Below are 24,269 nucleotides of genomic sequence, written 5' to 3'. Positions count from 1 at the left end.
GCGGTGCTCTTCAAGGTGAAGTAGGCCCTCGCAAGGAGCCTCTTTTTTCGTTCAAACGTCAATCGCCGCTGCAGACCCCGCCTGCTTGCGCAATTCAAACTTCTGAATCTTGCCCGTGCTGGTCTTGGGCAACTCGCCAAACACCACAGCCCGCGGCACCTTGAAGCCCGCCAAATGCTGCTTGCAATGCGCCACGATCTGCTCGGCTGTGACCTGGGCATCGGCCTTCAGCTCCACAAAGGCGCAAGGCGTCTCGCCCCAGCGCGCATCGGGCTTGGCCACCACGGCAGCCGCCAGCACAGCGGGGTGGCGGTACAACACGTCTTCCACCTCGATCGATGAAATGTTCTCACCACCCGAAATGATGATGTCTTTGCTGCGGTCCTTGATCTTGAAATAGCCGTCGGGGTACTGCACCGCCAAGTCGCCGCTGTGGAACCAGCCGCCCGCAAAGGCCTCTTGCGTGGCCTTGGGGTTCTTGAGGTAACCCTTCATGGTGATGTTGCCCTTGAACATGATCTCGCCCATGGTCTCGCCATCTTGTGGCACGGGCTGCATGGTTTCGGGGTTGAGCACCCGCACATCACGCTGCAGGTGGTAACGCACGCCTTGGCGGGCATTCAGACGTGCGCGGTCACCAATGTCCAGCGCGTCCCACTCGGGGTGTTTGGGGCACACGGTGGCCGGGCCATAGACCTCGGTCAGGCCGTACACATGGGTCAAGTCAAAGCCCATCTGCTCCATGCCCTCGATCATCGAGGCCGGGGGTGCCGCACCCGCCACCATCGCCTTAATGCCTGCGGGCACCCCCGCCTTCATCGCGGCCGGGGCGTTGACCAGCAGGCCGTGCACGATGGGCGCACCACAGTAATGGGTGACACCATGGTCGCGCATGGCATCAAACATGGCCTGCGCGTCCACCTTGCGCAAACACACGTTCACGCCCGCACGCGCCGCCACCGTCCACGGGAAACACCAGCCGTTGCAATGGAACATGGGCAGCGTCCACAAATAGGCCGCATGCTTGGGCATGTCCCATTCCAGAATGTTGGAGATCGCGTTCGTCGCCGCGCCCCGGTGGTGGTAGACCACGCCTTTGGGGTTGCCCGTGGTGCCACTGGTGTAGTTCAGCGCAATCGCGTCCCACTCGTTGGCGGGCAGGCTCCAGGCAAAGTCGGCGTCGCCGCTGGCCACAAAGTCTTCGTAAGTCACCGAACCCAGCTTGTCGGTGGGGCCGGTGTACAGCGCATCTTCCACATCGATGACCAACAAGGGCCGAGTGGACTGGCGCAGCGCCAGGGCTTTTTTCATCACCCCCGCAAATTCCGGGTCCACGATCACCGCCTTGGCCTCGCCGTGGTCGAGCATGAAAGCCACGGTCTCCGGGTCCAGCCGGGTGTTCAGGGCGTTGAGCACCGCCCCGGCCATGGGGATGCCGAAGTGCGCCTCCACCATCGGCGGCGTGTTGGGCAGCATCACAGCCACCGTGTCGTTTTTGCCAATGCCCGCCTGCGCCAGCGCACTGGCCAGCTGGCGGGTGCGGCGGTAAGTGGTGGCCCAGTCCTGCGCAAATCGCCATGCACGATGGCCAGACGCTGGGGGTAGACCTCGGCCGTGCGCTCGATGAAGCTCAAGGGCGAAATCGGCGCGTGGTTGGCGGGGGTTTGGGGCAAGTCTTGGTCAAAGATGCTGACTTTGGTATCAGTCATGAACGGGTCCTGTATCGGCTAACGGTTGGATGTTGAACAGTTTGCCTGACCCAGCGCTGAAATCCATGCTGGTTTGCCCCGAAACCTGCACGGGATGAACCGCCCTTATCGGCGAAAATAGCCCTCTTATGGCCATCCCCCAGTCTTTCATCCAGGAGTTGCTGTCCCGCGTCGACGTGGTCGACATCGTGGGCAAGTACGTGCAGCTCAAGAAAGGCGGCGCCAACTTCATGGGCCTGTGCCCTTTCCATGGCGAAAAATCGCCCAGCTTCAGCGTCAGCCCCACCAAACAGTTCTTCCATTGCTTTGGCTGCGGCAAAAACGGCAACGCCATCGGCTTTTTGATGGAGCACGCGGGCATGACCTTCATCGAAGCGGTGAAGGACCTGGCCCAGCAAACCGGCATGGTGGTGCCCGAAGAACAGCAGTCGCCCGAAGACCGCGCCCGCGCCGCAGCCGCCAAGGCCAAGCAAGACAGCCTGAGCGATGTGCTCGAAAAAGCGGGCGAGGCTTACCGCGACCAGCTCAAGATCACACCGCACGCCATCGACTACCTCAAGGGCCGGGGCCTGTCGGGCCAGATCGCCAAGCGCTTTGGCCTGGGCTACGCACCCGAAGGTTGGCGCTCACTGGCGAGCATCTTCCCCAAATACGACGACCCGCTGTTGGCCGAGTCGGGCCTGGTGATCGTGAATGAAGAAGACGACAAACGCTACGACCGTTTTCGCGACCGCATCATGTTCCCGATCCGCAACATCAAAGGCGAGTGCATCGGCTTTGGCGGGCGGGTGATCGGCAGCGGAACGCCCAAATATTTGAACTCACCCGAAACCCCGGTGTTCCACAAAGGCCGCGAGCTCTATGGCCTGTACGAAGCCCGCGAAGCCCTGCACAGCGCGGGCTATGTGCTGGTGACCGAGGGCTACATGGACGTGGTGGCACTGGCGCAACTCGGCTTTGCCAACGCCGTGGCCACGCTGGGCACAGCTTGCACGCCCGACCATGTGCAAAAGCTGTTCCGCTTCACCGACTCGGTCGTCTTCAGCTTTGACGGCGACGGCGCAGGCCGGCGCGCAGCCCGCAAGGCGCTTGACGGGGCCCTGCCCTACGCCACCGATGTGCGCAGCATCAAATTCTTGTTTTTGCCCGCCGAGCACGACCCGGACAGCTACGTGCGCGAGTTTGGTCAAGAGGCATTTGCCGAGCAAATCAAGCAGGCCATGCCCCTGTCGCGCTTTTTGATCGAAGCGGCCAGCGCCGACTGCGACCTGCAAACCGCCGAAGGCCGCGCCCGCCTGTCGAGCCAGGCCCGCCCGCTGTGGCAGCTGCTGCCCGAAGGCGCGCTCAAACAGCAACTGCTGTCAGAACTGGCGCAACTCATCCAGCTGGAAACGGCCGGGCTGGAGCGCCTGTGGGGCCAGCAAGCGGCGACTGATCAACGTTTTGCCCCCGCCGCCCGCAGTGCCACGGCCTCGCCCCAACAGGCCAACGCGGCTTTCGGCCAGGCCGCGGCCAGCAGCGATGAATACCCCCACTTTGAGCCCCACTATGGCGAGCCGCCTGCCTGGCCCGGCGGCTCTGCGCAAAACCCGGCGGCTGCTCGCAGCCATGGGGGGCAAAGTGGCTATGGCAATGCGGGTGCTGGCGGCAACAACTGGCCACGCAAAAATCCCAACTGGACACCCGGCTTCAAGGGCAACAGCCGCTTCAAGCGTGATCAGCCGCCTGTCTACACCGGCCCGCGCACCCAACCGGCCAGCCGCGCCGACCATGCGGCCCGCCTGCTGCTGGGCAATATGGCGCTGTGGGAAACCCTGGCCGGAGAAGACCACGCCATGCTCTGCGCACAGCCTGCGCCGCATGGCCCCTTGTTTGCCTGGCTCGAATCACAGTTTCATGAGCAAGGGGCTTTGGGCTGGTCGGCCTTGCAAGCGGAAATGCAGGGACAGGCCTTTGCCGACGATGCCAAGCGCTGGATGGCCCAGGACAATCTGGGGGTGACACCCGGCCAGGAAGAGGCCCCACCACCCGACCCGCAAGAAGCCCGGCAAGAATTGCGTCGCCTGCTCAACATGATGCTGATCGATCGCCTCAAGCAGCTCGAAACCGAAGCCCTGTCGCAGGCCAGCACCGGGCAAGACCCCGAAGCCCAGCAACGCTGGCGCAGCCTTCACGAACGGCGCAAGGAATTGATGGCAGCTGCGGCGGCAATCACAACCGTTCATTGATGTTGATAGCGCGAAGACATGGACCCGTTCATCCAGCTGAGCGCTTGTAAATGGCTTAAGCGGCCGATCAAGCTCAGAGGCTGGATTGCCACGCTTCGCTCGCAATGACAGGAAGAAATGACGGGAAAAAGCACGAAATGACGAAGGAAAGCGTCGCATTGACGCGGAAAATTCTTTCCCGCCGAGCCTACTTACCCACCAGCTGGTTGAACTTGTCGGCCTCGAAGGTTTCGCAGGTGGCGGCATCGCGGGGCACGTGCATCTGCTGGTGCGCACCCAACTGCTCTATCGCTTTCCAGAGCATGGTAATTTGATGCTCTTGTCCGGCCGCGTTGTCGATCAAACCGCGCAAGGCCTGGCTCAGCGGGTCGTCGTTTTGCGTCACGCCATAGGCCGAGAAACCCATTTTGGAAGCCACTTCTTCGCGCTTGGCGTCTTGCTCGGCCTGGATGATGCGGGCCGGGTTGCCCACCGCCGTGGCCCCGGCGGGCACCGGTTTGGTCACCACCGCGTTCGAGCCCACCTTGGCACCATCGCCCACCTCAAAACCGCCCAGCACCTTGGCCCCCGCCCCGATCACCACATCGCGGCCCAACGTGGGGTGGCGCTTGGCCCCTTTGTACAGCGATGTACCGCCCAAAGTGACGCCGTGGTAGATGGTGCAGCCCTCGCCAATTTGGGCCGTCTCGCCAATCACGATGCCCATGCCATGGTCAAAAAACACCCGCTCGCCAATCTGCGCACCGGGATGGATCTCGATGCCCGTGAGCCAGCGCGACACATGCGAAATGAAGCGCCCCAGCCACTTGAAGCCATGGTTCCAGCACCAGTGCGCCCGGCGGTGCAGCACCAAGGCATGCAGCCCCGGGTAACAGGTCAGCACCTCCCAGGCGGTGCGCGCTGCGGGGTCCCGGTCAAGGATGCATTGGATGTCGGAGCGAAGGCGAGAAAACATAGGCTTTGAGTCTATCGCTTGGCGATGGCGTTTTGGATCATGGCCTTGGCCACCCCGCGCAGGATGTGGATTTCTTCCGGGCTCAAGTCGGCCCGGTTGAACAACTGGTTCAGGCGCGGCATCAACTTTTTGGGCGCGGCCGGGTCCAGAAAGCCGATGTCGGTCAGCGCCTGCTCCCAGTGGCCAAGCATGCCCGCCACCTGCTGTGCATCGGCCTTGTCAGCGGGCGATACCGCGTCCTGCACAGGAAAGCCACCCAAAGCGACCCGCCAGTCATAAGCAATCACCTGAATGGCCGAGCCCAAGTTGAGCGAGCCGAACTGGGGATTGGTTGGGATCGACAGCGCCACATGGCAGCGGTAAACGTCCTCGTTTTTCATGCCAAAGCGCTCGGAGCCGAACAAGAAGGCCACGCATTGCTCGGGCGCACCGGGCCGGGTCAGCTCGGCAAAATGCTCACGCGGCGAGCGCGTGGGCGGGCCAAAGTCGCGCGGGGTCATGGCCGTGGCACACAGGTGGGTCACGCCATCCAAAGCCTCGTCGAGTGTGCCCACCACGCGGGCCTTGGTCAGCACATCGTTGGCCCCGCTGGCGCGCTGGATGGTTTCCTCTTTGCGCAGCACATTGGGCCAGCGCGGCGCCACCAGCACCAAATCGTCAAAGCCCATGACTTTCAGGGCCCGGGCGGCAGCGCCCACGTTGCCGGCATGGCTGGTTTCTATCAAGATGAATCGCGTTTGCATGCCCCGATTGTCCACGCTCCCATACGCTGAGCCTGGTGCAGCCCTTCAAGCTTGGTTTTGCTAAACTGATCTGATCGAACAGACTTGCAGGAAAACCCATGAAATTTGACCACCTGAAAGACTTGCCCAAAGCGGAAAGCTTGCTGGCCATGGAAATTTTGTGGCAGTCCTTGTCTCAAAACCCATCCGAAGACCTGCCCCCCCCCTGGCACCAACAGGTGCTTGCCGCACGATTGGAACGCCTGAAGTCAGGCCGGGAAAACTGCCTGCCTTGGGATCAAGCCAAAGAGCGCTTGCGCACCCTGACCCGCCCAACCCCAAGCCACTGAGCCAGGCAAGCCATGAATGGCTGCGAATCTATTGAGATCACGCAGGCGGCACAAGACGACTTGCTGGCGGCTTATTGGTTTTACGAACACCAGCAGGCTGGCATAGGTGCTTACTTTTTAAACAGTTTGTAAGCCGACATTGACGCCTTGCAAATCAGTGCCGGTGTTCATATCAAAGTTCAACCAAGCGGCGCGTTTCGAAGCTTGGGAAGCCGCTTTCCCCTTTGCCATTTACTATTTGCTCGAAGGCAAAAAAGCCACTGTATCGGCCGTGCTGGACACCCGCCGTTCGCCTGAGTGGCTGCGTGAACGTCAATGCTTATGACGCGCCAGCGACGGCTTGCTGGGCTTTTCATGAGAAAATGCACCCCCTGTCGCCGCGATCGTGCGTGCGTTACACCCGTTCTTCACACAATTCATGTCGTCCAATCTCCACCCCATGCTCAACGTGGCCATCAAGGCTGCGCGCGCCGCTGGCGCCATCATCAACCGCGCCGCGCTCGACGTTGAAGCGGTTCGCATCTCGCAAAAGCAGGTCAATGACTTCGTCACCGAAGTCGACCACGCCGCCGAAAAAGTCATCATCGACACCCTGCTGACCGCCTACCCCGACCACGGCATCCTGGCCGAAGAGTCGGGCCGCGAATTCGGCAACCCCCTCGCTGACCACATCTGGATCATCGACCCCCTGGACGGCACGACCAACTTCATCCACGGCTTCCCCGTTTACTGCGTGAGCATTGCCCTGCAAGTGCGCGGCAAGATCGAGCAAGCCGTCATTTACGACCCCACCCGCAACGATTTGTTCACCGCCACCAAAGGCCGTGGTGCGTTCATGAACGACCGCCGCCTGCGCGTGAGCAAGCGCATCCGCCTGCAGGAATGCATCATCTCCACCGGCTTTCCCTTCCGCAAGGGCGACAACTTCAACCAGTACCTGCGCATGATGGGCGACGTGATGCAACGCACCGCCGGCCTGCGCCGCCCCGGCTCTGCCGCGCTCGACCTGGCCTATGTGGCCGCAGGATTTACCGATGGTTTCTTTGAAACAGGTTTGTCTCCTTGGGACGTGGCTGCGGGCTCGCTGTTGGTCACCGAAGCCGGTGGCCTGATTGGCAACTTCACGGGCGAGTCCGACTTTCTGGAACAAAAAGAATGCCTGGCTGGCGCCCCCCGCATTTATGGCCAGCTGGTCACCATCTTGGGCAAGTACAGCAAATTTGCCAGCGCGGGTGACAAGGCCAACGTGCGCACCGCCGTGGACGCCCTGAGCCGCGAGCGCACAGGCGACACGCACAACCCGGACGCCGAAGCCACTGACACAGTTTCCGGTGACAGTGCCGAGGGCAGCGACGAGCGCAAAGACGCGCCGTTTTGATCCGGCCGCAGGCGCTGCACAACATCAAACATCACGACTTGGATTGCGCTGTCCCTGCTGATTTGGCCCTCGCAAAGTCCGAAAGCGGCGCCAGCATGCCCCCCGCAGGTCGGTGGCTTCAGCCCCGAATGCTGCCTGCACCGAAGCAGGTATTGTCTGAGCTGATGCTGCGACCTACGAAGAGGCTCACCGCCTGCGCACTTGCTCTTGTTTGATATTGCGGTCAATCGTGCCCACCAGCATGTTCAGCTCCAGCGCCAACACTTTGAGCACATCGTCCATGGTAACGATGCCCACCAATTCGTACTGTTCACCGACCACAGGTACACGGCGCACACCGTGTTCACGCATGACCCGCATCAGGTCAAGCAGTGAGTCGGTTTCCTTGGCGGTCACTAGGCGATCGGACATGATGTCTTCCAACAGCAAGGGCTCGGGGTCCAGGCCTGTGGCCACAACGGCCATCACGATGTCACGATCAGTGACGACCCCACGCACAAGGCGGTGGCCGTTTTGATCTGCTACCACCACCAAGGCACCGACATGCTCTTCGCGCATGAGTTGAGCTGCAGCCACGAGACTGGTGTTCTCGTAAGCCACTGAGACTTTGCGTTTGCAGATTTCGCCCGCTGTCAATTGTTTGCTCATGACGGCTCCTTCAAAAAGTGGAAATTGCTTGTCGCCCGACATGGACATGCCGGAAAAAGAGCCCGACGCCCTGACAGCCAGAAGTCAAGCCAGCATGTCCATGGTGGGTGCATCCATCAGTGAATCAGTGAGTCACCGACCCCATCGGACACGCTTGAAACGAGGTCGGCACCCAAGCCACTTCATCAGGAAATTTTGAGGGTATGACTTTGCTCGCTGGGTTTTTTGGGCAACGTCAGGTGCAAAACACCGTCTTCGTATTTCGCAATGGATGCAGCCTGATCCACGCTTTCATTGAGCGTGAAACTGCGCGTCACACTGCCATAGTAGCGCTCAGAGCGAATCACTTTGGCGCCTTCTTTTTCTTCCGTTTCCTTTTTGACTTCGGCGCACAGGGACACCTGGTTGCCTTCCACAGACACCTTGATGTCTTCTTTCTTGACACCTGGAATTTCGACTTTGACAAAAAAGTTCTTGTCGTCTTCCGTCAAATCCAGACGCATTTGGGGTTCGCCCTCCAGCATGCGGTAAACCGGACGCAAGGCAAAGCCTTTGAAGAAATCGTCGCTGAAAGGGTCCCGCAGTTCGCTGAAAGGGTTGAATCGTGCGAGGTTGCTCATGGTGTGATCTCCATTCAATGAATCGCAGCAAGATCGCTGCATGACAGGGTGCGCGCAGGAATGCCCCATCGCACACAGGGCCGTCTCCAAACAACAGCCCCATCCACACTGTCGTATCTGCTGGCGTGGGTGTCTGTTGCCTCATTCACACACCACGGCGACTTGAAGGCCACGGCTGCGCTGTGTCTGTTTCTTTGCGCTAACGCACAGAAAACCGGGCATTTTCTGTTCAGCATGCGTGATGGGACATCCCCGATTCATCTGCGCAAAGGAAGCACCATGAAAGCCAAGCACCTGATGTTTCACGACGAAGCCAGAGACAAAATCCGTCGGGGCGTGGACGCCCTGGCCGAAGCCGTCAAGGTGACGATGGGGCCTCGCGGTCGCACCGTGATTCTGGAGCGCGAATGGGGCTCGCCGCAAATCGTGAACTCGGGCGTGCTGGTGGCCAAAGCCATTGACCTGGAAGATCCTTTTGAAAACATGGGCGCGCAACTGCTGCGCGAAGTGGCTGTACGCACCAGCGAAATGGCAGGTGACGGCACCACCACCGCCACCGTGCTGGCGCACGGCATGGTGCACGAAGGTCTGCGTTATCTGGCCGGGGGCATGAATCCGATGGACCTCAAACGCGGCATTGAGCGGGCCATTGAAGCCGTGGTGGCCGAACTTCAGCGCACGGCACAGCCCTGTGCGCACTCGCAGGACATCGCGCATGTAGCCACCATCTCGGCCAACAACGACCGCTCCATTGGCGAACTGGTGGCCAGCGCCATCGACAAGGTGGGCCGCGAAGGCGCCATCTCGATCGAGGACGGATCGGGCCTGGTCAGCGTGCTTGAAGTGGTGGAAGGCCTGCAGTTTGGCAATGGCTACCTGTCACCCTATTTCATCAACAACACCGAACGCCTGAGCGCCATGCTGGACGATGTGCGCATCCTGCTGTGCGAGGGCAGGTTGTCCTCCCTCAAAGAGCTGCTGCCCTTGCTGGAAGAAGTGGTCAAGTCCGGTCAACCCTTGCTGGTGATTGCCGAAGATCTGGACAACGACACCCTGGCCGCACTCGTCATCAACAACATCCGGGGTTCGATCAAGACCTGCGCCGTCAAGGCCCCCGGTTTTGGCGCGCACCGCCAGGCCATGTTGCAGGACATGGCCATCCTGACCGGCGGCAAAGTGGTCAGCGAGACCATGGGTTTGAGCCTGTCCAAGCTGCAGATGAGCGACCTGGGCCGTGCCAAGCGTGCCGAAGTGGGCAAGGACAACACCACCCTGATCGGCGGCGCAGGCGACCCCCACAAAATTCAGGAGCGCGTTGCCGTCATCCGCAAAGAGCGGGAAGCCGCCGAGAGCGATTACGACCGCGAAAAACTCGACGAACGCGCAGCCCGACTGGCCGGTGGCGTGGCGCTCATCAAGGTGGGCGCGACCACCGAGACCGAATTGAAGGAACGCAAAATCCGGGTGGAAGATGCGCTGCACGCCACCCGCGCCGCCATTGAAGAAGGCATCGTGCCCGGCGGCGGCGTGGCCTTGCTGCGCGCACGCAAAGTGCTGAGCGCACTGCAAGGCGAATCGCTGGATGAAACCTCGGGCATCCGCCTGGTGGAGCGTGCACTGGAAGAGCCCTTGCGGCGCATCGTGAGCAATGCAGGCCAAGAACCCTCTGTGGTGGCGCAGCGGGTGGACGATGCCACCGACCCGAATGAGGGCTACAACGCCGCCACCCGCCAATATGGCAACTTGCTGCAAATGGGTGTGATCGACCCGGCCAAGGTGACGCGTCTGGCGCTGCAAAACGCGGCCTCGATTGCCGCCCTGATCCTCACAACCGATTGCATGATTGCGGCTGTACCGCAAGCTGCCAAATCCGCAGAGACGCCCATGGGGCCTGGCATGGGGCAGCAGATGGACATGTTTTGAAGACCTCAGGGCTTGACGGGCAGATGCTGCACAAACCATTGGGCCGCATGGCGCGCCACAGCTTCGAGCGTGCCTGGCTCCTCGAACAAATGCGTGGCTCCGGGCACCACGGTCAAATGCACATCGGCATGCATCTGCCGGGCCGCCTGGCGGTTCAATGCCAACACCTCTTCGTCAAGACTTCCGACCAGCAACAAGGTCGGGCAAGTCACTTTTGCCAACAGGCTCGGCCCCGCCAGATCGGGCCGTCCGCCGCGTGAAACCACGGCATGCACCTGAGCCCCCAATTGGGCGGCTGCACGCAAGGCAGCTGCCGCGCCCGTGCTGGCACCAAAGTAACCCAGGGACAGATGTTTTGTCAGTCGTTGATGGTGCACCCAGTGCGTGGCGGCGACCAGACGCTCGGTCAGCAAGGCAATGTCAAACCGGGCCGAAGGGTCCTGATCTTCCTCGGGGCTGAGCAAGTCCATCAGCAAGGTCCCCACCCCATGGTCACCAAGCACCTGTGCCACAAAGTTGTTGCGCGGGCTGTGGCGGCTGCTGCCACTGCCATGGGCAAACAAGACCAAGCCTTTCGCATCGGGAGGTACGGCCAAAATACCCTCCAGCATCAAGCCGTTGATCTCGATCTGAACCTGATCTTCCAACAGGATTTTCATGGTCTGCCTTTCAACATGACACGGTCATCTGTCGCCAAAGATTGGACCGCAATACGGGCATGGGGTTTGTGCTGACGCACACAGACCCGTCGCCGCAGGCTGCAAACAATCAGATGCATGCAAACGCACACCACCCTGTGCCTGGCTGGTGATGTGATGACCGGGCGCGGCATCGACCAGATCATGGCTCATCCATGCAGCCCCGAGCTTTACGAAAGCTGGGTACGCGACGCCCGCGAGTATGTGAAATTGGCTGAAAAAATCCACGGCCGCATTCCTCACCCCGTTCCCCCCGAACACATCTGGGGAGAGGCACTGGCCGCCATGGTGCGACGTCAAGTCGATCTGCGGCTGGTGAATCTGGAAACCACCATCACCACACACGGCCACCCCTGGCCCGCCAAAGGCATCCACTACCGCATGAACCCGATGCATGTGAATGCACTCCAGACTGCGAACATCGACGTGTGCAGCCTGGCCAATAACCATGTGATGGACTGGGGCGTCGACGGCCTGCGCGAAACGCTGAACGTGCTGCACAGCGCGGGCCTGCGCACTGTGGGTGCAGGTATCGATCAGGCATCGGCCGAAATACCGGCTGAGTGGCATGCCCCTACCGGCGAACGCTGGCTGATCTTCGCCTGGGCCACCACCGACAGCGGCGTGCCCCAGCCATGGCGGGCGACGCCCCAACAGGCCGGCATTCAGTTGCTGGACACCTTGAGCGAACACAGTGCGTTGCAGCTTGCACACAGCGTGGCCCGATACCGCCAAGCCGGTGACCGGGTGATCGTCTCACTGCACTGGGGCAGCAACTGGGGCTGGGACGTACGCGCAGAACAACAGCAATTTGCACGCTGGCTTATCGACTGGGACGTGGCCGACCTGGTGCACGGTCATTCATCACACCACCCGCGCCCCATCGAGATTTACCAGGGCAAGCTCATCCTGTACGGCTGCGGTGACCTGATCAATGACTACGAAGGCATTGACATGCACGAGCCGGGCAACTTGGGCATGGCGGCGCTGTTCTTTGCAAACATCTCGAACCGCACCGGTGAGCTTTTGCGACTGGAAATGTGCCCTTGGCAATTGAAAAAGTTCCGCCTGGTGCGCGCAGACGACAACTACGAAGAGGCATTCAGGACGCTGTTCAACGACAAGTCTTCGGCTTTCAAAACCAGGATGCAGGTTCAGACCCCAGGCGTATGGACACTGAGCTGGCCCCCCGGCCTTGCCGATGACATGAGCTGCCCATGACCACCTCGGCCGAGTCACGCACCTGCCTGTTCAATACCGCCGAGCTGAATGCCGTGCTGGACCGCATGGCCAGCCAGGCCATGGCGCTGCTGCCCGGCCACTCGCCCGTGGCCGTGATTGGGATCTTGCGCCGGGGCGCGCCCTTGGCCGATCTGCTGACCCAGCGCATGGTGAGCGCGCACGGCCTGCAGCCCCCGCTGCGGCTGGACCTGTCGGTCAAGCGCTATGCCGACGATTTGACCTTGCTGCATCCGGACACCTTGCTGACCGAACAAGCGCAGCATGCAGCACTGGACCTGAAGGGCTACACCTTGCTGCTGGTCGATGACGTGTTTTATACCGGTCACTCGATCCTGAAAGTCTTGCCCTACTTGTTGAAGAAAAATCCCGTCGCCATCCGGGTGGTCTGCCTGGCAGACCGTTGCACAGCCAGTCTGCCTGTGCATGCCGATGTGGTGGGCGTGCACCTGGCCATTGCCCCGGCTGACATCCTTGAATGCCATGTGCCGCCTTACGAGGCTGATTTCAAAATCGAGTTGGTGAAACCGGCCCGCACCCCATGAGGACCAGCCGCCTCATGCGCATACCGCGGACCGACTCACTGCGCCATCACTGACCGTGTGAACTACCGCACAGCCATGCAAAGCCCGCCTGATTAGGCTGCCCTGACTTATTGCGCCCACAACACACTGCCACAACCCGATGGAGATGAGTCATGAAGTCAGCATTTCAACGCTGGATCGCCGTGTTCCTGATGCTCAGCACCTTGAGCTTGACAGGTTGCGGCTACAACCAATTCCAAACCAACAACGAGCAAGTCAAAGCCAGCTGGTCCGAAGTGCTCAGCCAATACCAGCGCCGGGCCGATCTGATTCCCAATTTGGTCAATGTGGTCAAAGGCCAGGCCGACTTTGAACAAAGCACCTTGCAAGCTGTGGTCGAGGCCCGTGCCAAAGCCACTGCCGTACAAGCCTCGCCCGAACTGGTGAACGACCCGCAAGCCTTTCAAAAATTCCAGCAAGCTCAAAAGGACTTGTCCAGCTCCTTGTCCAGATTGCTGGTGGTGTCAGAAAACTACCCTGCCTTGCGAGCCAACCAGGGTTTCATTGACCTGCAAGCTCAACTCGAAGGCACCGAAAACCGCATCGCCGTGGCGCGCAATCGGTATATCAAAGCCGTTCAGGAATACAACGTCACGGTGCACACCTTTCCTTCCAACCTGACCGCCTGGGTGTTGGGCTACAAGGAAAAACCCAACTTTTCGGTGGACAATGAAAAAGCCATTGCTGTTCCTCCTCCCGTCAACTTCGGCACAGGCGCCACACCACCCAAAGCCCCCAGCTCCAACGCGGTGCAGTGACCATGTGGCGGTCAATGGTGGCCTTTGGACTGCTGCTTTGCGCCCTGCTGGGTTTTGCTGCACATGCGCAAGTGCCCACATGGGTGCCCGTGCCGCCATTGACGGGCCATGTCATTGACCAAACCCACACCCTCACCGAAGAGCAAAAAACCCAGATCGAACAAGCCCTGGCGGCATTCGAGCAGCGCAAAGGCAGCCAACTGGCGGTGTTGATGGTGCCCAGCACCCAACCCGAAACCATTGAGCAATATGCCCTGCGGGTGGCGGAGCAATGGAAACTGGGGCGTCAAAAAGTGGACGATGGCGCGATTTTGCTCATTGCCAAAGACGACCGCACCGTGCGGATCGAGGTGGGCTATGGGCTCGAAGGCGCCTTGAACGACGCCACCGCCAAACGGATCATCGAAGACATCATCACCCCCAACTTTCGCCAAGGGGACTTTGCTGGCGGCATTTCTGCGGGCATGAAACGCATGATGCGCGTCATCGACGGTGAACCCTTGCCCGCCAAAGCGGCAGGCCAATCCGCCAGCCCCTACATCGACATCACCTGGATCATTGTGGCGGGCGCGCTCCTGGGCTTTGTCCTGCGTGCCGTCCTGGGCCGATTTCCGGGGGCCATCATGACCGCCGCCATCGTGGGCACCGTCAGCTGGCTCTTGCTGGGCGTGCTGTCCATGGCCCTGATTGCTGGCGGCATCACCATGGTGACCACTTTGCTGGGCATCACCGGCTTGCTCAGGGCCCGGTTCGGTGGACGGGGTGGCCCCGGCGGGGGCTTCAAGGGGGGCGGTGGTGGTTTTGGCGGCGGTGGCTCATCGGGCAGGTGGTGAACCCGCCTGATCGTTGCAGGCCTTCAAGCACAGGCAAAGTGCAGGGTTGACCCCCCGGAACAATAAATTTTGAGCCGCAAATTTATCGTTGGCATTTTTAAAGATAATTTGATCAGCCTGAATCACCCTTATCCCCGGGATATTTTCTTGCGCAGCCTGATGCCGTCGCGGAAAAATTTGGCCACTCATTGATGCAAAACGATATCCCCCACGCCCCAAAGCCCGCACTCGACCTGTCAGCCCACACGCCCATGATGGCCCAATACCTGGGCATCAAGGCGGAGTTTCCAGACACGCTGGTGTTCTACCGCATGGGCGACTTTTACGAGCTGTTCTTTGCCGACGCCGAAAAAGCCGCAGGCTTGCTCGACATCACCTTGACGCGCCGGGGTCAGTCCGCTGGCCAGCCGGTGCTCATGGCGGGCGTGCCCTTTCATTCGGTCGAGACGTATTTGGCCCGCCTGATCAAACTGGGCGAATCGGTGGCCCTGTGCGAACAGGTGGGCGACGTGGCCACAGCCAAAGGCCCGGTCGAGCGCAAAGTGGTGCGCGTGGTCACCCCCGGCACCCTCACAGACACCGAGCTGCTGTCCGACAAGAGCGAAGCGATTTTGCTGGCCGTGCACCAAGCGGGCAAAAACCGCTGCGGCCTGGCGTGGCTGAGCGTCACCCAAGGCGTGGTGCACTTGGCCGAATGTGCACAGGACGAGCTGGCCGACTGGGTGGACCGCATCGCGCCCAGCGAACTGCTGGCCAGCGCGGGCATGACCCCCACCTTTGAGCAAAAACTGCGCGGCCTCAAAACCGCAGGCCGGGGCAGCTGGTCCTTTGCCATGCGGCCCGATTTCCAGTTCGACGCAGGCCTGGGCCAGCGCAAGCTGCTCGAGCAATTGAAAGCTGCGTCGCTGGCCGCCTGGAACGCCGATGCGCTGGCCGACGCACACGCCGCAGCTGCAGCCCTGCTCACTTATGCCGAACACACCCAAGGCCGCAGCCTGCCGCATGTGCAGCGGGTGCAGGTGCAACGCTCGGACGCACTCATTGACCTGCCCGCCAGCACCCGCCGCAACCTGGAGCTGACGCAAACCCTGCGCGGCGAAAGCGCGTCGGATTCACCCACATTGTTTGCCCTGCTCGACACCTGCATGAGCGGCATGGGCAGCCGCCTGCTCAAAAGCTGGCTGCTCAGCCCGCCGCGCGAGCGCCAAGCCGCGAGGGACCGCCTGCAAGCCCAAGCCGTATTGCGCGGTGAGAGTGGCTCAGGTCCCTGGAGCAGCCTGCGCGAACAGCTCAAAGGCGCGAGCGACGTGGAGCGCATCACCGCCCGAACCGCGCTGCGCCAGGTGCGCCCGCGCGAACTGGTGGCGCTGCGCCATGCGCTGGCGCGTGCGGCTGCACTCTCGGTGCAACTGCAAGCCCTTCAGCCTGAGCCGGGCAGCTTGTTGGCAGGTATGGCCCGCTGGCTCACACCGCCCACAAACTGCGCCGAGCTGCTGCAAATGGCCTTGCTCGAAGAGCCCGCTGCCCTGGTGCGCGACGGCGGCGTGATCGCCGACGGCCTGGACGCCGAGCTGGACGAATTGCGCGGCATCCAGACCAACTGCGATGCGTTTTTGCTCGACCTGGAAACCCGCGAAAAAGAGCGCACCGGCATTGCGAACCTGCGCGTGCAGTTCAACAAGGTGCATGGCTTTTACATCGAAGTCACGCAGGGGCAACTCGACAAGGTGCCTGACGACTACCGCCGCCGCCAGACCCTGAAAAACGCCGAACGTTTCATCACGCCCGAGCTGAAAACCTTTGAAGACAAGGCCCTGTCGGCGCAAGAACGCGCCTTGGCCCGCGAAAAGTGGCTGTATGAAGGCCTGCTCGACCAACTGCAGCCCTTTGTGCCCGCGCTCACCGCACTGGCGCAGGCCATGGCCAGCCTGGACGTGCTGTGCGCCCTGACCGAGCGCTCGCTCACCCTGAACTGGTGCGCCCCCGAATTCACCAAAGAGCCTTGCATCGAAATCCGCCAAGGCCGCCACCCGGTGGTCGAGGCGCGGCTGGCTCAGATGTCGGGCGCGAGCTTTATCGCCAACGACACGGTGCTGGGCAGCAAGCAGCGCTTGCAGATCATCACCGGCCCCAACATGGGCGGTAAATCGACCTACATGCGCCAGGTGGCGCTGATCGTGCTCTTGGCCAGCATCGGCAGCCATGTGCCCGCCAGCCGCTGCCGCCTCGGGCCCATCGACGCCATCCACACCCGCATCGGCGCAGCCGACGACCTGGCCAACGCCCAATCGACCTTCATGCTGGAGATGACCGAGGCCGCGCAAATTTTGCACAGCGCCACACCGCACAGCCTGGTGCTGATGGACGAAATTGGGCGCGGCACATCGACCTTTGATGGCCTGGCTCTCGCCAGTGGCATCGCCACGCACCTGCACAACAAAACACAAGCCTTTGCGCTGTTTGCCACGCACTACTTCGAGCTCACCGAATTCCCGGCCACGCACACCGCCGCCGTGAACATGCATGTCAGCGCCGCCGAATCGGGTGCATCCATCGTCTTCTTGCACGAGCTGCAACCCGGCCCCGCCAGCAAAAGCTACGGCGTGCAGGTGGCGCGCTTGGCGGGCATGCCTGCCGCCGTGCTCAACCACGCACGGCACGCGCTGAGTGCTTTGGAGGCCGGGGCCAATGAAAGCCGCCAACAGGTGGACCTGTTCGCCGCGCCGCCCGAGTCCGAAGCCACAGGCCCGAGCCCCATCGAAGTGGCGCTCGCCCAAATCAACCCCGATGCGCTCAGCCCCCGTGAAGCGCTCGATGCCCTGTATGCCTTGCAGCGCCTGCTGCCCAAACATTAAACACATGCAGAAGCCACCCCGCATCATCTTCTCGCACGGCAACAGCTTCCCGGCCAGCACCTACCGTGTGCTGTTCGACAACCTGCGCCAGCGCGGCTTTGAGGTCCATGCCGTCGAAAAATTCGGCCACGACCCGCAATACCCCGTCACCAACAACTGGCCTAACTTGGTGCAGCAACTGGCCGACTTTGCGCGTGAGCAACAAGGCGATGGCGAACCCGCCTTCCTGGTCGGTCACTCATTGGGCGGCATCTTGAGCCTCATGTGCGCCGCCCGCCACCCCGAGCTGGCGCGTGGCGTGGTGCTGATCGACTCGCCCGTGCTGGGCGGCTGGCGGGCCACCACCTTGGGCCTGGCCAAACGCACACCCCTGATCGGCGCCCTCTCGCCCGGGCGCATCAGCCAAAAACGCCGCCACCACTGGCCCGACGCGCAGGCTGCGCTCGAGAGCTTTGCGCACAAAAAATCCTTTGCCCGCTGGGACCCGCAGGTGCTGCGGGACTACATTGAGTTCGGCACGCACGACGAAGGCGGCCAGCGCGTGCTCAGCTTTGACCGCGACATCGAAACCGCCATCTACAACAGCCTGCCGCACAAACTCGACAGCCTGCTCAAGCGCAAACCCCTCAAATGCCCCGCCGCCTTCATTGGCGGCACGCACTCGGCCGAGATGCGCCAGGCTGGCACCGACCTGACCCACCAGGTCGTCAAAGGCCGCATCATGATGCTCGACGGCTCCCACCTCTTCCCCATGGAAAAACCCATCGCTACCGCAGCAGCGATCGAGGCCACCTTGCGCAATCTGGGCGTTTGAAACCCATCGTGTGGTGGGGGCTCGGTCCTTGCGCCCCCACCGCACAGGTGACAGTGCCCGGTCAGCGCCTTGCACATAATGCTGCAGCAACAATTTCAAGATCAACAGCATGCCATCCACCAAACCCCTTCGCGGCGTTCGCGTCGTCAGCCTCGCCCTCAACCTGCCCGGTCCTGCCGCCCTGATGCGCCTGGCCCAAATGGGTGCCAGCTGCACCAAGATCAACCCGCCTTCAGGCGACCCCATGCAGCACTACACCCCCGACGGTTACGCGCTGATGCACAAGGGCGTGAAACACCACACACTCGACCTCAAAACCGAGGCCGGACAAGCCGCCTTGCACAAACTGTTGCCCAAGACCGATGTGCTGCTGACCTCATTCCGCCCCTCTGCCCTGACCAAGCTGGGCCTGAGCTGGAAAACCCTGCGCAAGCAATACCCCGCACTCAGCCTGATCGAAGTGGTCGGTGCACCCGGCCCGCTGGCCGAAATTCCCGGCCACGACTTGACTTACCAGGCCGAAGTGGGCCTCGTCAACGGCATGGACCTGCCACCGAGTTTGTTTGCCGACATGGGCGGCGCGCTCATGGCCAGCGAAGCCACACTCAAAGCCGTCATCTCGCTCAAGACCACAGGCAAAGGCTCGCGCCACGAAGTGGCCCTGTCCGACGCCGCCGCCTGGCTGGCCCTGCCCCGCCAGCTGCGCATGACCACGCCCGACGGCGCGGTGGGCGGTGCACACGCGGGCTACCGCATCTACGCCTGCAAAAACGGCCGAGTGGCCGTGGCGGCCCTGGAGCCGCATTTTGCGCAGCGCCTGTGCGAAGCCGCTGGCGTCCCACTGGCCCACCCGGTCAAAGACCTGTTCAAGCCCGCCACACGCCAAGCCATCGAGGCCTTCTTGGCCAGCCAGACCCGCGCTCAGCTCGACAAGCTGGCGGCGGCCAAAGACATCCCGCTGATGACGCTCAAGTGAGTCAGGCGGGGGCAATCCCCTGCTTCTGCCCCTTATGGAACCGGCCCCTTGAAGTATTGAGTGACAGGCGAGGGACAAATACTTGTAGGAGCCCACCCCTGTGGGCGATGGGCGTGGCACACGCCCTTGATTTGGCTCTGCGCCGGCCAGGCAAACCATCGCCCATGGGGTGGGCTCCTACAAAAACAAACACATAGCCGACCTACTCAGAGGCAATTCAAGCTTGATGGAGTCGAATCGACATTCCGCACCAAGCCTCATCGGCCCGTAAATTGCGGTGCGCGTTTTTCCATGAAATGCGCCACCCCTTCGCGAAAGTCATCGCTCGCAAAACTGCGGGCCATTTCAGCATTGGCCTGGCGGGTGTTTTCTGCCAGCGTCTGAAACGGCGCGTCGTACTGCTGGCGCTTGATCACCGCCATCGAGCGCGGCGACACGTTGTCCACCAAATCACGCGCATAGGCATAAGTTGCGGCGGCCAAAGCATCGGGCGCAAACACCTTGTTGACCAAACCCATGGCCTGCGCTTCAGGGGCCAACACTTTGCGGGCCGACAGCAGCAGGTCCATCGCATTGGCGTGGCCCACGATGCGGGGCAGCATCCAGCTCAAGCCATGTTCGGCAATCAAGCCGCGCCTTGAAAACGCGGTGGTGAACACCGCGTTGTCGGCCGCAAACCGGATGTCGCAATACAAGGCGTGCACCAGTCCAATGCCTGCGGTTGCGCCGTTGAGCATGCCAATCACCGGCTTGGGGATCGCCGGGTAAAACCCGTAACGCGTTTGGTAGTCCAGCCGCTGGTTCACATCAAAAGGCCGCGTCCAGGTGGTGGCCGTGATGTCGCTCGGGTCCAGGCCCTTGAGCAAATCCATGTCGGCCCCCGCGCAAAAGCCCCGCCCTGCACCCGTGATCACAATGGCGCGCACGCCCTCGTCAGCGGCTGCGGCGTCCATGGCCTCGCGCACCTCGCGCTCCATGACGGCGGTCCAGGCGTTGAGCTTGTCCGGGCGGTTCAAGGTGATGGTCGCGATGCGGTGCTCCACGCTGTAAAGGATGTCTTGGAAACTCATGGCCAGGCCTTTCAAAGAAGGATTGAACAAATCAAACGGTGCGCTTGCCACGGGCCAAAAATGCCTGGGTCGCAGGCTGGTCAATCAACTGCTGACTCCAGCGCTTGAGCACCTTCTCCAGGCGCGGCGCCGCCACCCCCAGCTGCACCATGGCCACGCCGCCATTGACCGATTCGCTGTAGTCGCAAATCAGCCCGTCACGCAGCTCAAAGCGGCTGATGCCATCGATCACCACCTGCCGTCCCGCAAACTCGGGCACCCTCGAGGTGAAGCTCGACAAAGACCGCGCATAGGCCACCTGCCCATTGCACACGGGCTCGAACATCTCCCAACGGTAGTCCGGCCCCGCATCGCGGTGGAACAAGTCATTCATCATGTGGGCGATGTCGGCACGGCCCGTGTGGTCGCCGTAGATGTAGTCGTGGTAAACGCCATCGGGCGTGAAGCACTGCGCAAAGGCCTCGCCATCACCCGCTTCGGCAGCGGCTGAAAAACGCTTGAGCAATTCTTCAAATTCGGCTGGATGCATGCGCTGGTCTCCTTCGTTTTTTTAATTCAATCGGGCAAAGGATCGGGCAGGCGTTTGAGCGTACGCACCTTGGATGCGGTGATGATGACCGCTTGCACCCCAAAGCCCAACACCACGCACCACAGGCTCACCGAGGCCGGAAAATACACCCCCAACAAGCCGCCCAGCGCCGCGCCTAAAGGCCGTGCGCCCGTGCTCGCCACGATGACGATGGATGTGACCCGCCCGATCATGGCGCGTGGCGTGACGGTCTGGCGCAAGGTGGTCGAGGTGATGACCCACAGGATCGGGCCCGCACCGTACAAAAAGTAAGACAAAGCTGCCACCCAACCCTGGGGCCAAAACAGCGTCAAGGCCATGGTGACTGCCGCCAGCACCGAAAAATAAGGCCCCAGCAAAATCGCCTGCCCAAAGGGCAAGGCCCGCACCACACGCGGCGCCAGCAATGCCCCCAAGATCATGCCCACGCCATACAAAGCCAGCGTTATGCCCACGCCACTGGCGTCCAAGCCCAGGTCGTGGATGGCATAGGGCACATAGGCCGCTTGCAGCATGAACCAGGAAATGTTCCAGGCAATGGAGCAAAACATCATGGGCCTGAGCAAATCGCTTTGCCACACCCACTTGGCACCGTCTTGCAACTCCAGCAAAGGGTGGCGCGCTGGCATGGCGGCGCGTGCAGGTTCGACGATGCCACGCAAGCACAACACCGCCGCCACCGACAACATGCCCGACAGCACAAACGCCGCCGACGCCCCGGTCCACGCGATCAAGGCGCCCGCCAAAGCCGGGCCTGCCGCAAACGCCGCGCTGCGCGCCAACTCCAACCGCCCATTGGCCCGGGCCAGACCCTCGACCTGCACCAGCGCAGGCACCAACGAAGGCGCAGCCACACTGAAAGCCACCGTGCCCACTGCCGCCATGAAACCAATGATGGCCAAAGCCGCAATCGACACATGGCCCGTGACGATCAGCGCCAACAAAAGCAGCAAAGCCAGCGCCCGCAAGGCCTCGGCGAGCGCCATCAAGCGCGTGCGCGAAGTGCGGTCGGCCAGCAGGCCCAGCGGCATGGACAACAACAAAAACGGCAGCGATTGGATGGAGGCCAGCAAACCAATTTCACCGGGCCCCGCCTTCAGCAGCAGCACCGCCACGATGGGCACGGCGGCCAGGCTCAGCTGCTCGGCCGACTGCGCCAGCAGGTTGGACCAGGCCAAGCGCCTAAAGGATGCAGAAAACGCTTGGGTCATCAAAAACCTTTCGATGAAGACATCCTAAAGCGTCAACGGCCCACAACGAGTCACGTTGGCTCACCGGGTCTGCCTTGCGTGGGTCAGGCTGTCTCCAAGACGGCTGCGTATGACCATTTCTTGGATCTGGTCGAGGATTTTTTGTGTGGCCGCGACACCCAAAATGGATGCGCCACGCACGATGGTCCGCATTGGGCGCGTCACGCCAGGCACGCCCATGTCTATGGAACTCGGTCAAATGCTCGTCAACGATTTATCCAAACATGAGCGTGTCGTGTGTGATGGTTTCCCCGCTGCGCCCGAACACCTGAGATTGATTCCCCCAGGATCGAGCATCGTGTTGGTGTTCTGTGAAGAGGCCATGCGCGAGGAACGATTGAATCAAAGGGCATTGGACACAAGTCGCGCCTGGACGCCTGGCATGACCAGTGAGCGTGATGGATTGGTGGGAGACGTTTTCTCAGCCGCGAGGGGCTTGCCATTGACGCTCTCAGTGTTTGACAACAGCGGTCCCATGCCATCGGGGTTAGAGATTTTGTCGCGTCTTGGACGCATCGCACGAGTTTAAAAATTCGGATTTGCGTTCCACTACTAAGATGCTAATCTTTAAGAACAAGGACAGCAATTGTGCTTATCCAAATTGCATAGGTTGGTTCAACATGAAAAATTTGACTCTCATTGCTTTGGCCGTTTCTTCTTTCTTGACCGCTTGCGGTGGTGGTGGTGGCGGCACGAACAACACTCCCGCGTCAATCAGCGGCACAAGTACCGGCTCGACCGCTAAAGGCGCAAGCAACTACGTGTCTGGCACGCTCAAAGTCACTGACCCAGATGCTGGGCAAGCAGTGTTCAAGACGCCCTCGTCTTTTGTGGGTACGTATGGGACATTCACGTTCAATGAATCCACCGGTGCTTGGACTTACCTGATCGACAACGCCAAGGCCGCTACTCAGGCTTTGTCCTCAACTACGGTGGCCACTGACACGCTGACTGTGACATCCAGTGATGGCACTGCGACGCAGGACATCAAAGTAACGATCAATGGTTCATCCACTGGGGGAAGTGGCGGCGGGACTGCGCTTGTCACAAGCGTGCCAGCTCCTGTTTATCCTTCCACTGATCCGTATGCAGCTGAAAAAGTGGCTGTGTTCAATCGCCTCAACGACGACCGCGCCCTTTGTGGTTTTGGAAGAATGACTCAGAACGCATTGCTTGACAAAGCGGCCCAGGCACATGCTGACTATCTTGCCATTAACAAGCTTGAAAACAGCCATTACGAGACTCTTGGTACGCCCGGTTATGTTGGCTAAGATCCTACAGAGCGCGTATTTACATACGCAGCATATCCAGGAAGTTATTCTTCAGAAATACTCGCCCAAACGAGTTGGGGAAGCTTGGTTAACTCTGGGTTAAATCCAGTTGGCTATTCATCGAATCAAATTAGTTCCACGAATATTTTGCGCATTCTTTATTCGACCGTTTACCATCTCGCTGGTGCTTTAGGTAAAACGACTGAATTTGGAATTGGTGTATCTAATTATTCATTGAATCAACAAAATACATTTAATACCAAAACACTGGTTATTGATTCTGGTTTGCCTTCATCGACAGGGTCTATCAGGCTGCTGAACTACTCAACGATTCAGAGGGGCCACCTTGCCCCGAAGATGCATTTTCAGATTTTCATTTCGCATTTTGAAATTCCAGTGGTTTGGAACGCTTCAAAACCGCGTTTTGACGCACCTATCCCTGCTTTTTTCGCTCATCGGGCACCTTGCAGACGCACCTGTTCCAGCGTGCGCAGTCGCGTGAGGTTGTAGGCCGTCATCGTCAGCACAAACATCTGATCGACTTTCTCCAAACCTCGCACCAACACCTGGCGCATGTGGCCCACAGTCTTAGCCCAACCAAAGCCTTGTTCGATGCGCTTGCGTTTTTCCCGCGACATGGCGTAACCCTCACTGTCGGCCACTGCATCGGGTACGGCCGATTTACGCCCTGATTGGTTCTGCGCCACATGCGGCAACACGKTCATCTGCTGCAAGGCCTTGATGAATTCTTGAGCGGCGTAGCCTTTGTCTGCCCCCAGCGTGAGCGTTGTCTGTTGCACAGGCGGCTGGTGCACAGCGT

General features: G+C 60.9%; 23 protein-coding genes and 1 pseudogene. 14 read left to right on the top strand and 10 right to left on the bottom strand.

Annotated elements, in window-relative coordinates; all coding sequences use genetic code 11:
- Positions 1-51: 51 nt before the first annotated feature.
- Positions 52-1,709 (bottom strand): annotated as a pseudogene (locus AMM33_RS09710) (acyl-CoA synthetase).
- A gap of 128 nt (positions 1,710-1,837) precedes the next feature.
- Between AMM33_RS09710 and dnaG the strand changes: the two are divergent.
- Positions 1,838-3,937, top strand: coding sequence for a DNA primase (dnaG, locus tag AMM33_RS09705; protein ID WP_090140813.1), 2,100 nt, complete (start codon positions 1,838-1,840; stop codon positions 3,935-3,937).
- Positions 3,938-4,124: 187 nt separating this feature from the next.
- On the opposite strand, the gene cysE is transcribed toward dnaG, so the two are convergent.
- Together cysE and AMM33_RS09695 are read right to left on the bottom strand one after the other, a co-directional pair.
- A complete protein-coding gene (gene cysE / locus AMM33_RS09700) occupies positions 4,125-4,892 on the bottom strand; it encodes a serine O-acetyltransferase (RefSeq protein ID WP_090140812.1) in 768 nt (255 codons plus the stop codon).
- An 11-nt stretch (positions 4,893-4,903) separates the two neighbouring features.
- Positions 4,904-5,635: an RNA methyltransferase gene (locus tag AMM33_RS09695; protein ID WP_090140906.1), complete on the bottom strand. Its 732-nt coding sequence runs from the start codon at positions 5,633-5,635 to the stop codon at positions 4,904-4,906.
- A gap of 98 nt (positions 5,636-5,733) precedes the next feature.
- On the opposite strand from AMM33_RS09695, the gene AMM33_RS09690 reads away from it, so the two are divergent.
- The 3 genes from AMM33_RS09690 to AMM33_RS09680 all read left to right on the top strand — a co-directional run bounded on the left by AMM33_RS09690 (position 5,734) and on the right by AMM33_RS09680 (position 7,342).
- Positions 5,734-5,964 carry an addiction module protein gene (locus tag AMM33_RS09690; protein ID WP_090140811.1) on the top strand — a complete coding sequence of 77 codons (231 nt, stop codon included), beginning with the start codon at positions 5,734-5,736 and terminating at the stop codon, positions 5,962-5,964.
- 163 nt (positions 5,965-6,127) lie between these two features.
- A complete protein-coding gene (locus AMM33_RS22415; RefSeq protein WP_228768055.1) occupies positions 6,128-6,289 on the top strand; it encodes a hypothetical protein in 162 nt (53 codons plus the stop codon).
- A gap of 93 nt (positions 6,290-6,382) precedes the next feature.
- Complete coding sequence (locus AMM33_RS09680; RefSeq protein ID WP_090140809.1) at positions 6,383-7,342, top strand: inositol monophosphatase family protein; 960 nt, start codon at positions 6,383-6,385, stop codon at positions 7,340-7,342.
- Between the two features lie 186 nt (positions 7,343-7,528).
- On the opposite strand, the gene AMM33_RS09675 is transcribed toward AMM33_RS09680, so the two are convergent.
- Both AMM33_RS09675 and AMM33_RS09670 read right to left on the bottom strand, forming a co-directional pair.
- Complete coding sequence (locus AMM33_RS09675; protein ID WP_090140904.1) at positions 7,529-7,990, bottom strand: CBS domain-containing protein; 462 nt, start codon at positions 7,988-7,990, stop codon at positions 7,529-7,531.
- Positions 7,991-8,175: 185 nt separating this feature from the next.
- Positions 8,176-8,610 carry an Hsp20/alpha crystallin family protein gene (locus tag AMM33_RS09670; protein WP_090140807.1) on the bottom strand — a complete coding sequence of 145 codons (435 nt, stop codon included), beginning with the start codon at positions 8,608-8,610 and terminating at the stop codon, positions 8,176-8,178.
- 279 nt (positions 8,611-8,889) lie between these two features.
- Here AMM33_RS09670 and groL point away from each other — a divergent pair, with 279 nt between their 5' ends.
- A complete protein-coding gene (gene groL / locus AMM33_RS09665) occupies positions 8,890-10,533 on the top strand; it encodes a chaperonin GroEL (RefSeq protein ID WP_090140805.1) in 1,644 nt (547 codons plus the stop codon).
- Positions 10,534-10,538: 5 nt separating this feature from the next.
- Here groL and AMM33_RS09660 read toward each other — a convergent pair whose 3' ends face one another.
- A complete protein-coding gene (locus AMM33_RS09660; protein ID WP_090140803.1) occupies positions 10,539-11,192 on the bottom strand; it encodes a dienelactone hydrolase family protein in 654 nt (217 codons plus the stop codon).
- 117 nt (positions 11,193-11,309) lie between these two features.
- Between AMM33_RS09660 and AMM33_RS09655 the strand changes: the two genes are divergently transcribed.
- The 7 genes from AMM33_RS09655 (at position 11,310) to AMM33_RS09625 (ending at position 19,290) form a co-directional block, all read left to right on the top strand.
- A complete protein-coding gene (locus AMM33_RS09655) occupies positions 11,310-12,452 on the top strand; it encodes a CapA family protein (protein ID WP_090140801.1) in 1,143 nt (380 codons plus the stop codon).
- Positions 12,449-13,015 (top strand): phosphoribosyltransferase family protein, encoded by a 567-nt coding sequence (locus AMM33_RS09650; RefSeq protein WP_090140799.1) that lies wholly within the window; start codon positions 12,449-12,451, stop codon positions 13,013-13,015. Before AMM33_RS09655 ends, AMM33_RS09650 begins: the two co-directional genes overlap by 4 nt.
- A 152-nt stretch (positions 13,016-13,167) precedes the next feature.
- Positions 13,168-13,812 carry a LemA family protein gene (locus AMM33_RS09645; RefSeq protein ID WP_228768054.1) on the top strand — a complete coding sequence of 215 codons (645 nt, stop codon included), beginning with the start codon at positions 13,168-13,170 and terminating at the stop codon, positions 13,810-13,812.
- Between the two features lie 2 nt (positions 13,813-13,814).
- On the top strand, positions 13,815-14,645 hold the full coding sequence (locus tag AMM33_RS09640) for a TPM domain-containing protein (RefSeq protein ID WP_228768053.1): 831 nt from the start codon (positions 13,815-13,817) through the stop codon (positions 14,643-14,645).
- Positions 14,646-14,836: 191 nt separating this feature from the next.
- Positions 14,837-17,500 (top strand): DNA mismatch repair protein MutS, encoded by a 2,664-nt coding sequence (gene mutS / locus AMM33_RS09635; protein WP_090140794.1) that lies wholly within the window; start codon positions 14,837-14,839, stop codon positions 17,498-17,500.
- Between the two features lie 4 nt (positions 17,501-17,504).
- A complete protein-coding gene (locus tag AMM33_RS09630; RefSeq protein ID WP_090140792.1) occupies positions 17,505-18,314 on the top strand; it encodes an alpha/beta hydrolase in 810 nt (269 codons plus the stop codon).
- A 109-nt stretch (positions 18,315-18,423) separates the two neighbouring features.
- A complete protein-coding gene (locus AMM33_RS09625) occupies positions 18,424-19,290 on the top strand; it encodes a CoA transferase (protein ID WP_090140790.1) in 867 nt (288 codons plus the stop codon).
- 257 nt (positions 19,291-19,547) lie between these two features.
- Here AMM33_RS09625 and AMM33_RS09620 read toward each other — a convergent pair whose 3' ends face one another.
- Genes AMM33_RS09620 through AMM33_RS09610 form a run of 3 tightly spaced genes read right to left on the bottom strand, consistent with a single transcriptional unit; the run spans position 19,548 to position 22,139 of the window.
- Positions 19,548-20,360, bottom strand: a complete 813-nt coding sequence (locus AMM33_RS09620) for an enoyl-CoA hydratase (protein WP_090140902.1) — start codon at positions 20,358-20,360, stop codon at positions 19,548-19,550.
- Between the two features lie 31 nt (positions 20,361-20,391).
- On the bottom strand, positions 20,392-20,889 hold the full coding sequence (locus tag AMM33_RS09615; RefSeq protein WP_090140788.1) for a nuclear transport factor 2 family protein: 498 nt from the start codon (positions 20,887-20,889) through the stop codon (positions 20,392-20,394).
- A gap of 26 nt (positions 20,890-20,915) precedes the next feature.
- On the bottom strand, positions 20,916-22,139 hold the full coding sequence (locus tag AMM33_RS09610) for an MFS transporter (RefSeq protein WP_090140786.1): 1,224 nt from the start codon (positions 22,137-22,139) through the stop codon (positions 20,916-20,918).
- Between the two features lie 217 nt (positions 22,140-22,356).
- Between AMM33_RS09610 and AMM33_RS21915 the strand changes: the two genes are divergently transcribed.
- Both AMM33_RS21915 and AMM33_RS09605 read left to right on the top strand, forming a co-directional pair.
- A complete protein-coding gene (locus AMM33_RS21915; RefSeq protein ID WP_194945362.1) occupies positions 22,357-22,707 on the top strand; it encodes a hypothetical protein in 351 nt (116 codons plus the stop codon).
- Between the two features lie 91 nt (positions 22,708-22,798).
- Positions 22,799-23,449 carry a VCBS domain-containing protein gene (locus AMM33_RS09605; RefSeq protein ID WP_228768052.1) on the top strand — a complete coding sequence of 217 codons (651 nt, stop codon included), beginning with the start codon at positions 22,799-22,801 and terminating at the stop codon, positions 23,447-23,449.
- 452 nt (positions 23,450-23,901) lie between these two features.
- Here the strand turns inward: AMM33_RS09605 and AMM33_RS09600 are convergent.
- On the bottom strand, positions 23,902-24,269 hold a 368-nt coding region (locus tag AMM33_RS09600; RefSeq protein WP_194945361.1), incomplete at its 5' end, for a transposase.

The sequence above is a fragment of the Limnohabitans sp. DM1 genome, from assembly GCF_001269385.1.
Classification (GTDB): domain Bacteria; phylum Pseudomonadota; class Gammaproteobacteria; order Burkholderiales; family Burkholderiaceae_C; genus Limnohabitans_A.
Note: the sequence above shows the minus strand (reverse complement) of the source record. Positions and strands in the feature narration are given on the sequence as shown.

Coding starts and splice junctions, on each gene's coding strand:
- cysE (WP_090140812.1), bottom strand. CDS start 4,892: ATGTTTTCTCGCCTTCGCTCCGACATCCAATGCATCCTTGACCGGGAC.
- AMM33_RS09690 (WP_090140811.1), top strand. CDS start 5,734: ATGAAATTTGACCACCTGAAAGACTTGCCCAAAGCGGAAAGCTTGCTG.
- AMM33_RS09615 (WP_090140788.1), bottom strand. CDS start 20,889: ATGCATCCAGCCGAATTTGAAGAATTGCTCAAGCGTTTTTCAGCCGCT.
- AMM33_RS09625 (WP_090140790.1), top strand. CDS start 18,424: ATGCCATCCACCAAACCCCTTCGCGGCGTTCGCGTCGTCAGCCTCGCC.
- AMM33_RS21915 (WP_194945362.1), top strand. CDS start 22,357: ATGTCTATGGAACTCGGTCAAATGCTCGTCAACGATTTATCCAAACAT.
- dnaG (WP_090140813.1), top strand. CDS start 1,838: ATGGCCATCCCCCAGTCTTTCATCCAGGAGTTGCTGTCCCGCGTCGAC.
- AMM33_RS09645 (WP_228768054.1), top strand. CDS start 13,168: ATGAAGTCAGCATTTCAACGCTGGATCGCCGTGTTCCTGATGCTCAGC.
- AMM33_RS09655 (WP_090140801.1), top strand. CDS start 11,310: ATGCAAACGCACACCACCCTGTGCCTGGCTGGTGATGTGATGACCGGG.
- AMM33_RS09650 (WP_090140799.1), top strand. CDS start 12,449: ATGACCACCTCGGCCGAGTCACGCACCTGCCTGTTCAATACCGCCGAG.
- AMM33_RS09670 (WP_090140807.1), bottom strand. CDS start 8,610: ATGAGCAACCTCGCACGATTCAACCCTTTCAGCGAACTGCGGGACCCT.
- AMM33_RS09675 (WP_090140904.1), bottom strand. CDS start 7,990: ATGAGCAAACAATTGACAGCGGGCGAAATCTGCAAACGCAAAGTCTCA.
- AMM33_RS09605 (WP_228768052.1), top strand. CDS start 22,799: ATGAAAAATTTGACTCTCATTGCTTTGGCCGTTTCTTCTTTCTTGACC.
- groL (WP_090140805.1), top strand. CDS start 8,890: ATGAAAGCCAAGCACCTGATGTTTCACGACGAAGCCAGAGACAAAATC.
- AMM33_RS09680 (WP_090140809.1), top strand. CDS start 6,383: ATGTCGTCCAATCTCCACCCCATGCTCAACGTGGCCATCAAGGCTGCG.
- AMM33_RS09695 (WP_090140906.1), bottom strand. CDS start 5,635: ATGCAAACGCGATTCATCTTGATAGAAACCAGCCATGCCGGCAACGTG.
- AMM33_RS09640 (WP_228768053.1), top strand. CDS start 13,815: ATGTGGCGGTCAATGGTGGCCTTTGGACTGCTGCTTTGCGCCCTGCTG.
- AMM33_RS09660 (WP_090140803.1), bottom strand. CDS start 11,192: ATGAAAATCCTGTTGGAAGATCAGGTTCAGATCGAGATCAACGGCTTG.
- AMM33_RS09610 (WP_090140786.1), bottom strand. CDS start 22,139: ATGACCCAAGCGTTTTCTGCATCCTTTAGGCGCTTGGCCTGGTCCAAC.
- AMM33_RS09630 (WP_090140792.1), top strand. CDS start 17,505: ATGCAGAAGCCACCCCGCATCATCTTCTCGCACGGCAACAGCTTCCCG.
- AMM33_RS09620 (WP_090140902.1), bottom strand. CDS start 20,360: ATGAGTTTCCAAGACATCCTTTACAGCGTGGAGCACCGCATCGCGACC.
- mutS (WP_090140794.1), top strand. CDS start 14,837: ATGCAAAACGATATCCCCCACGCCCCAAAGCCCGCACTCGACCTGTCA.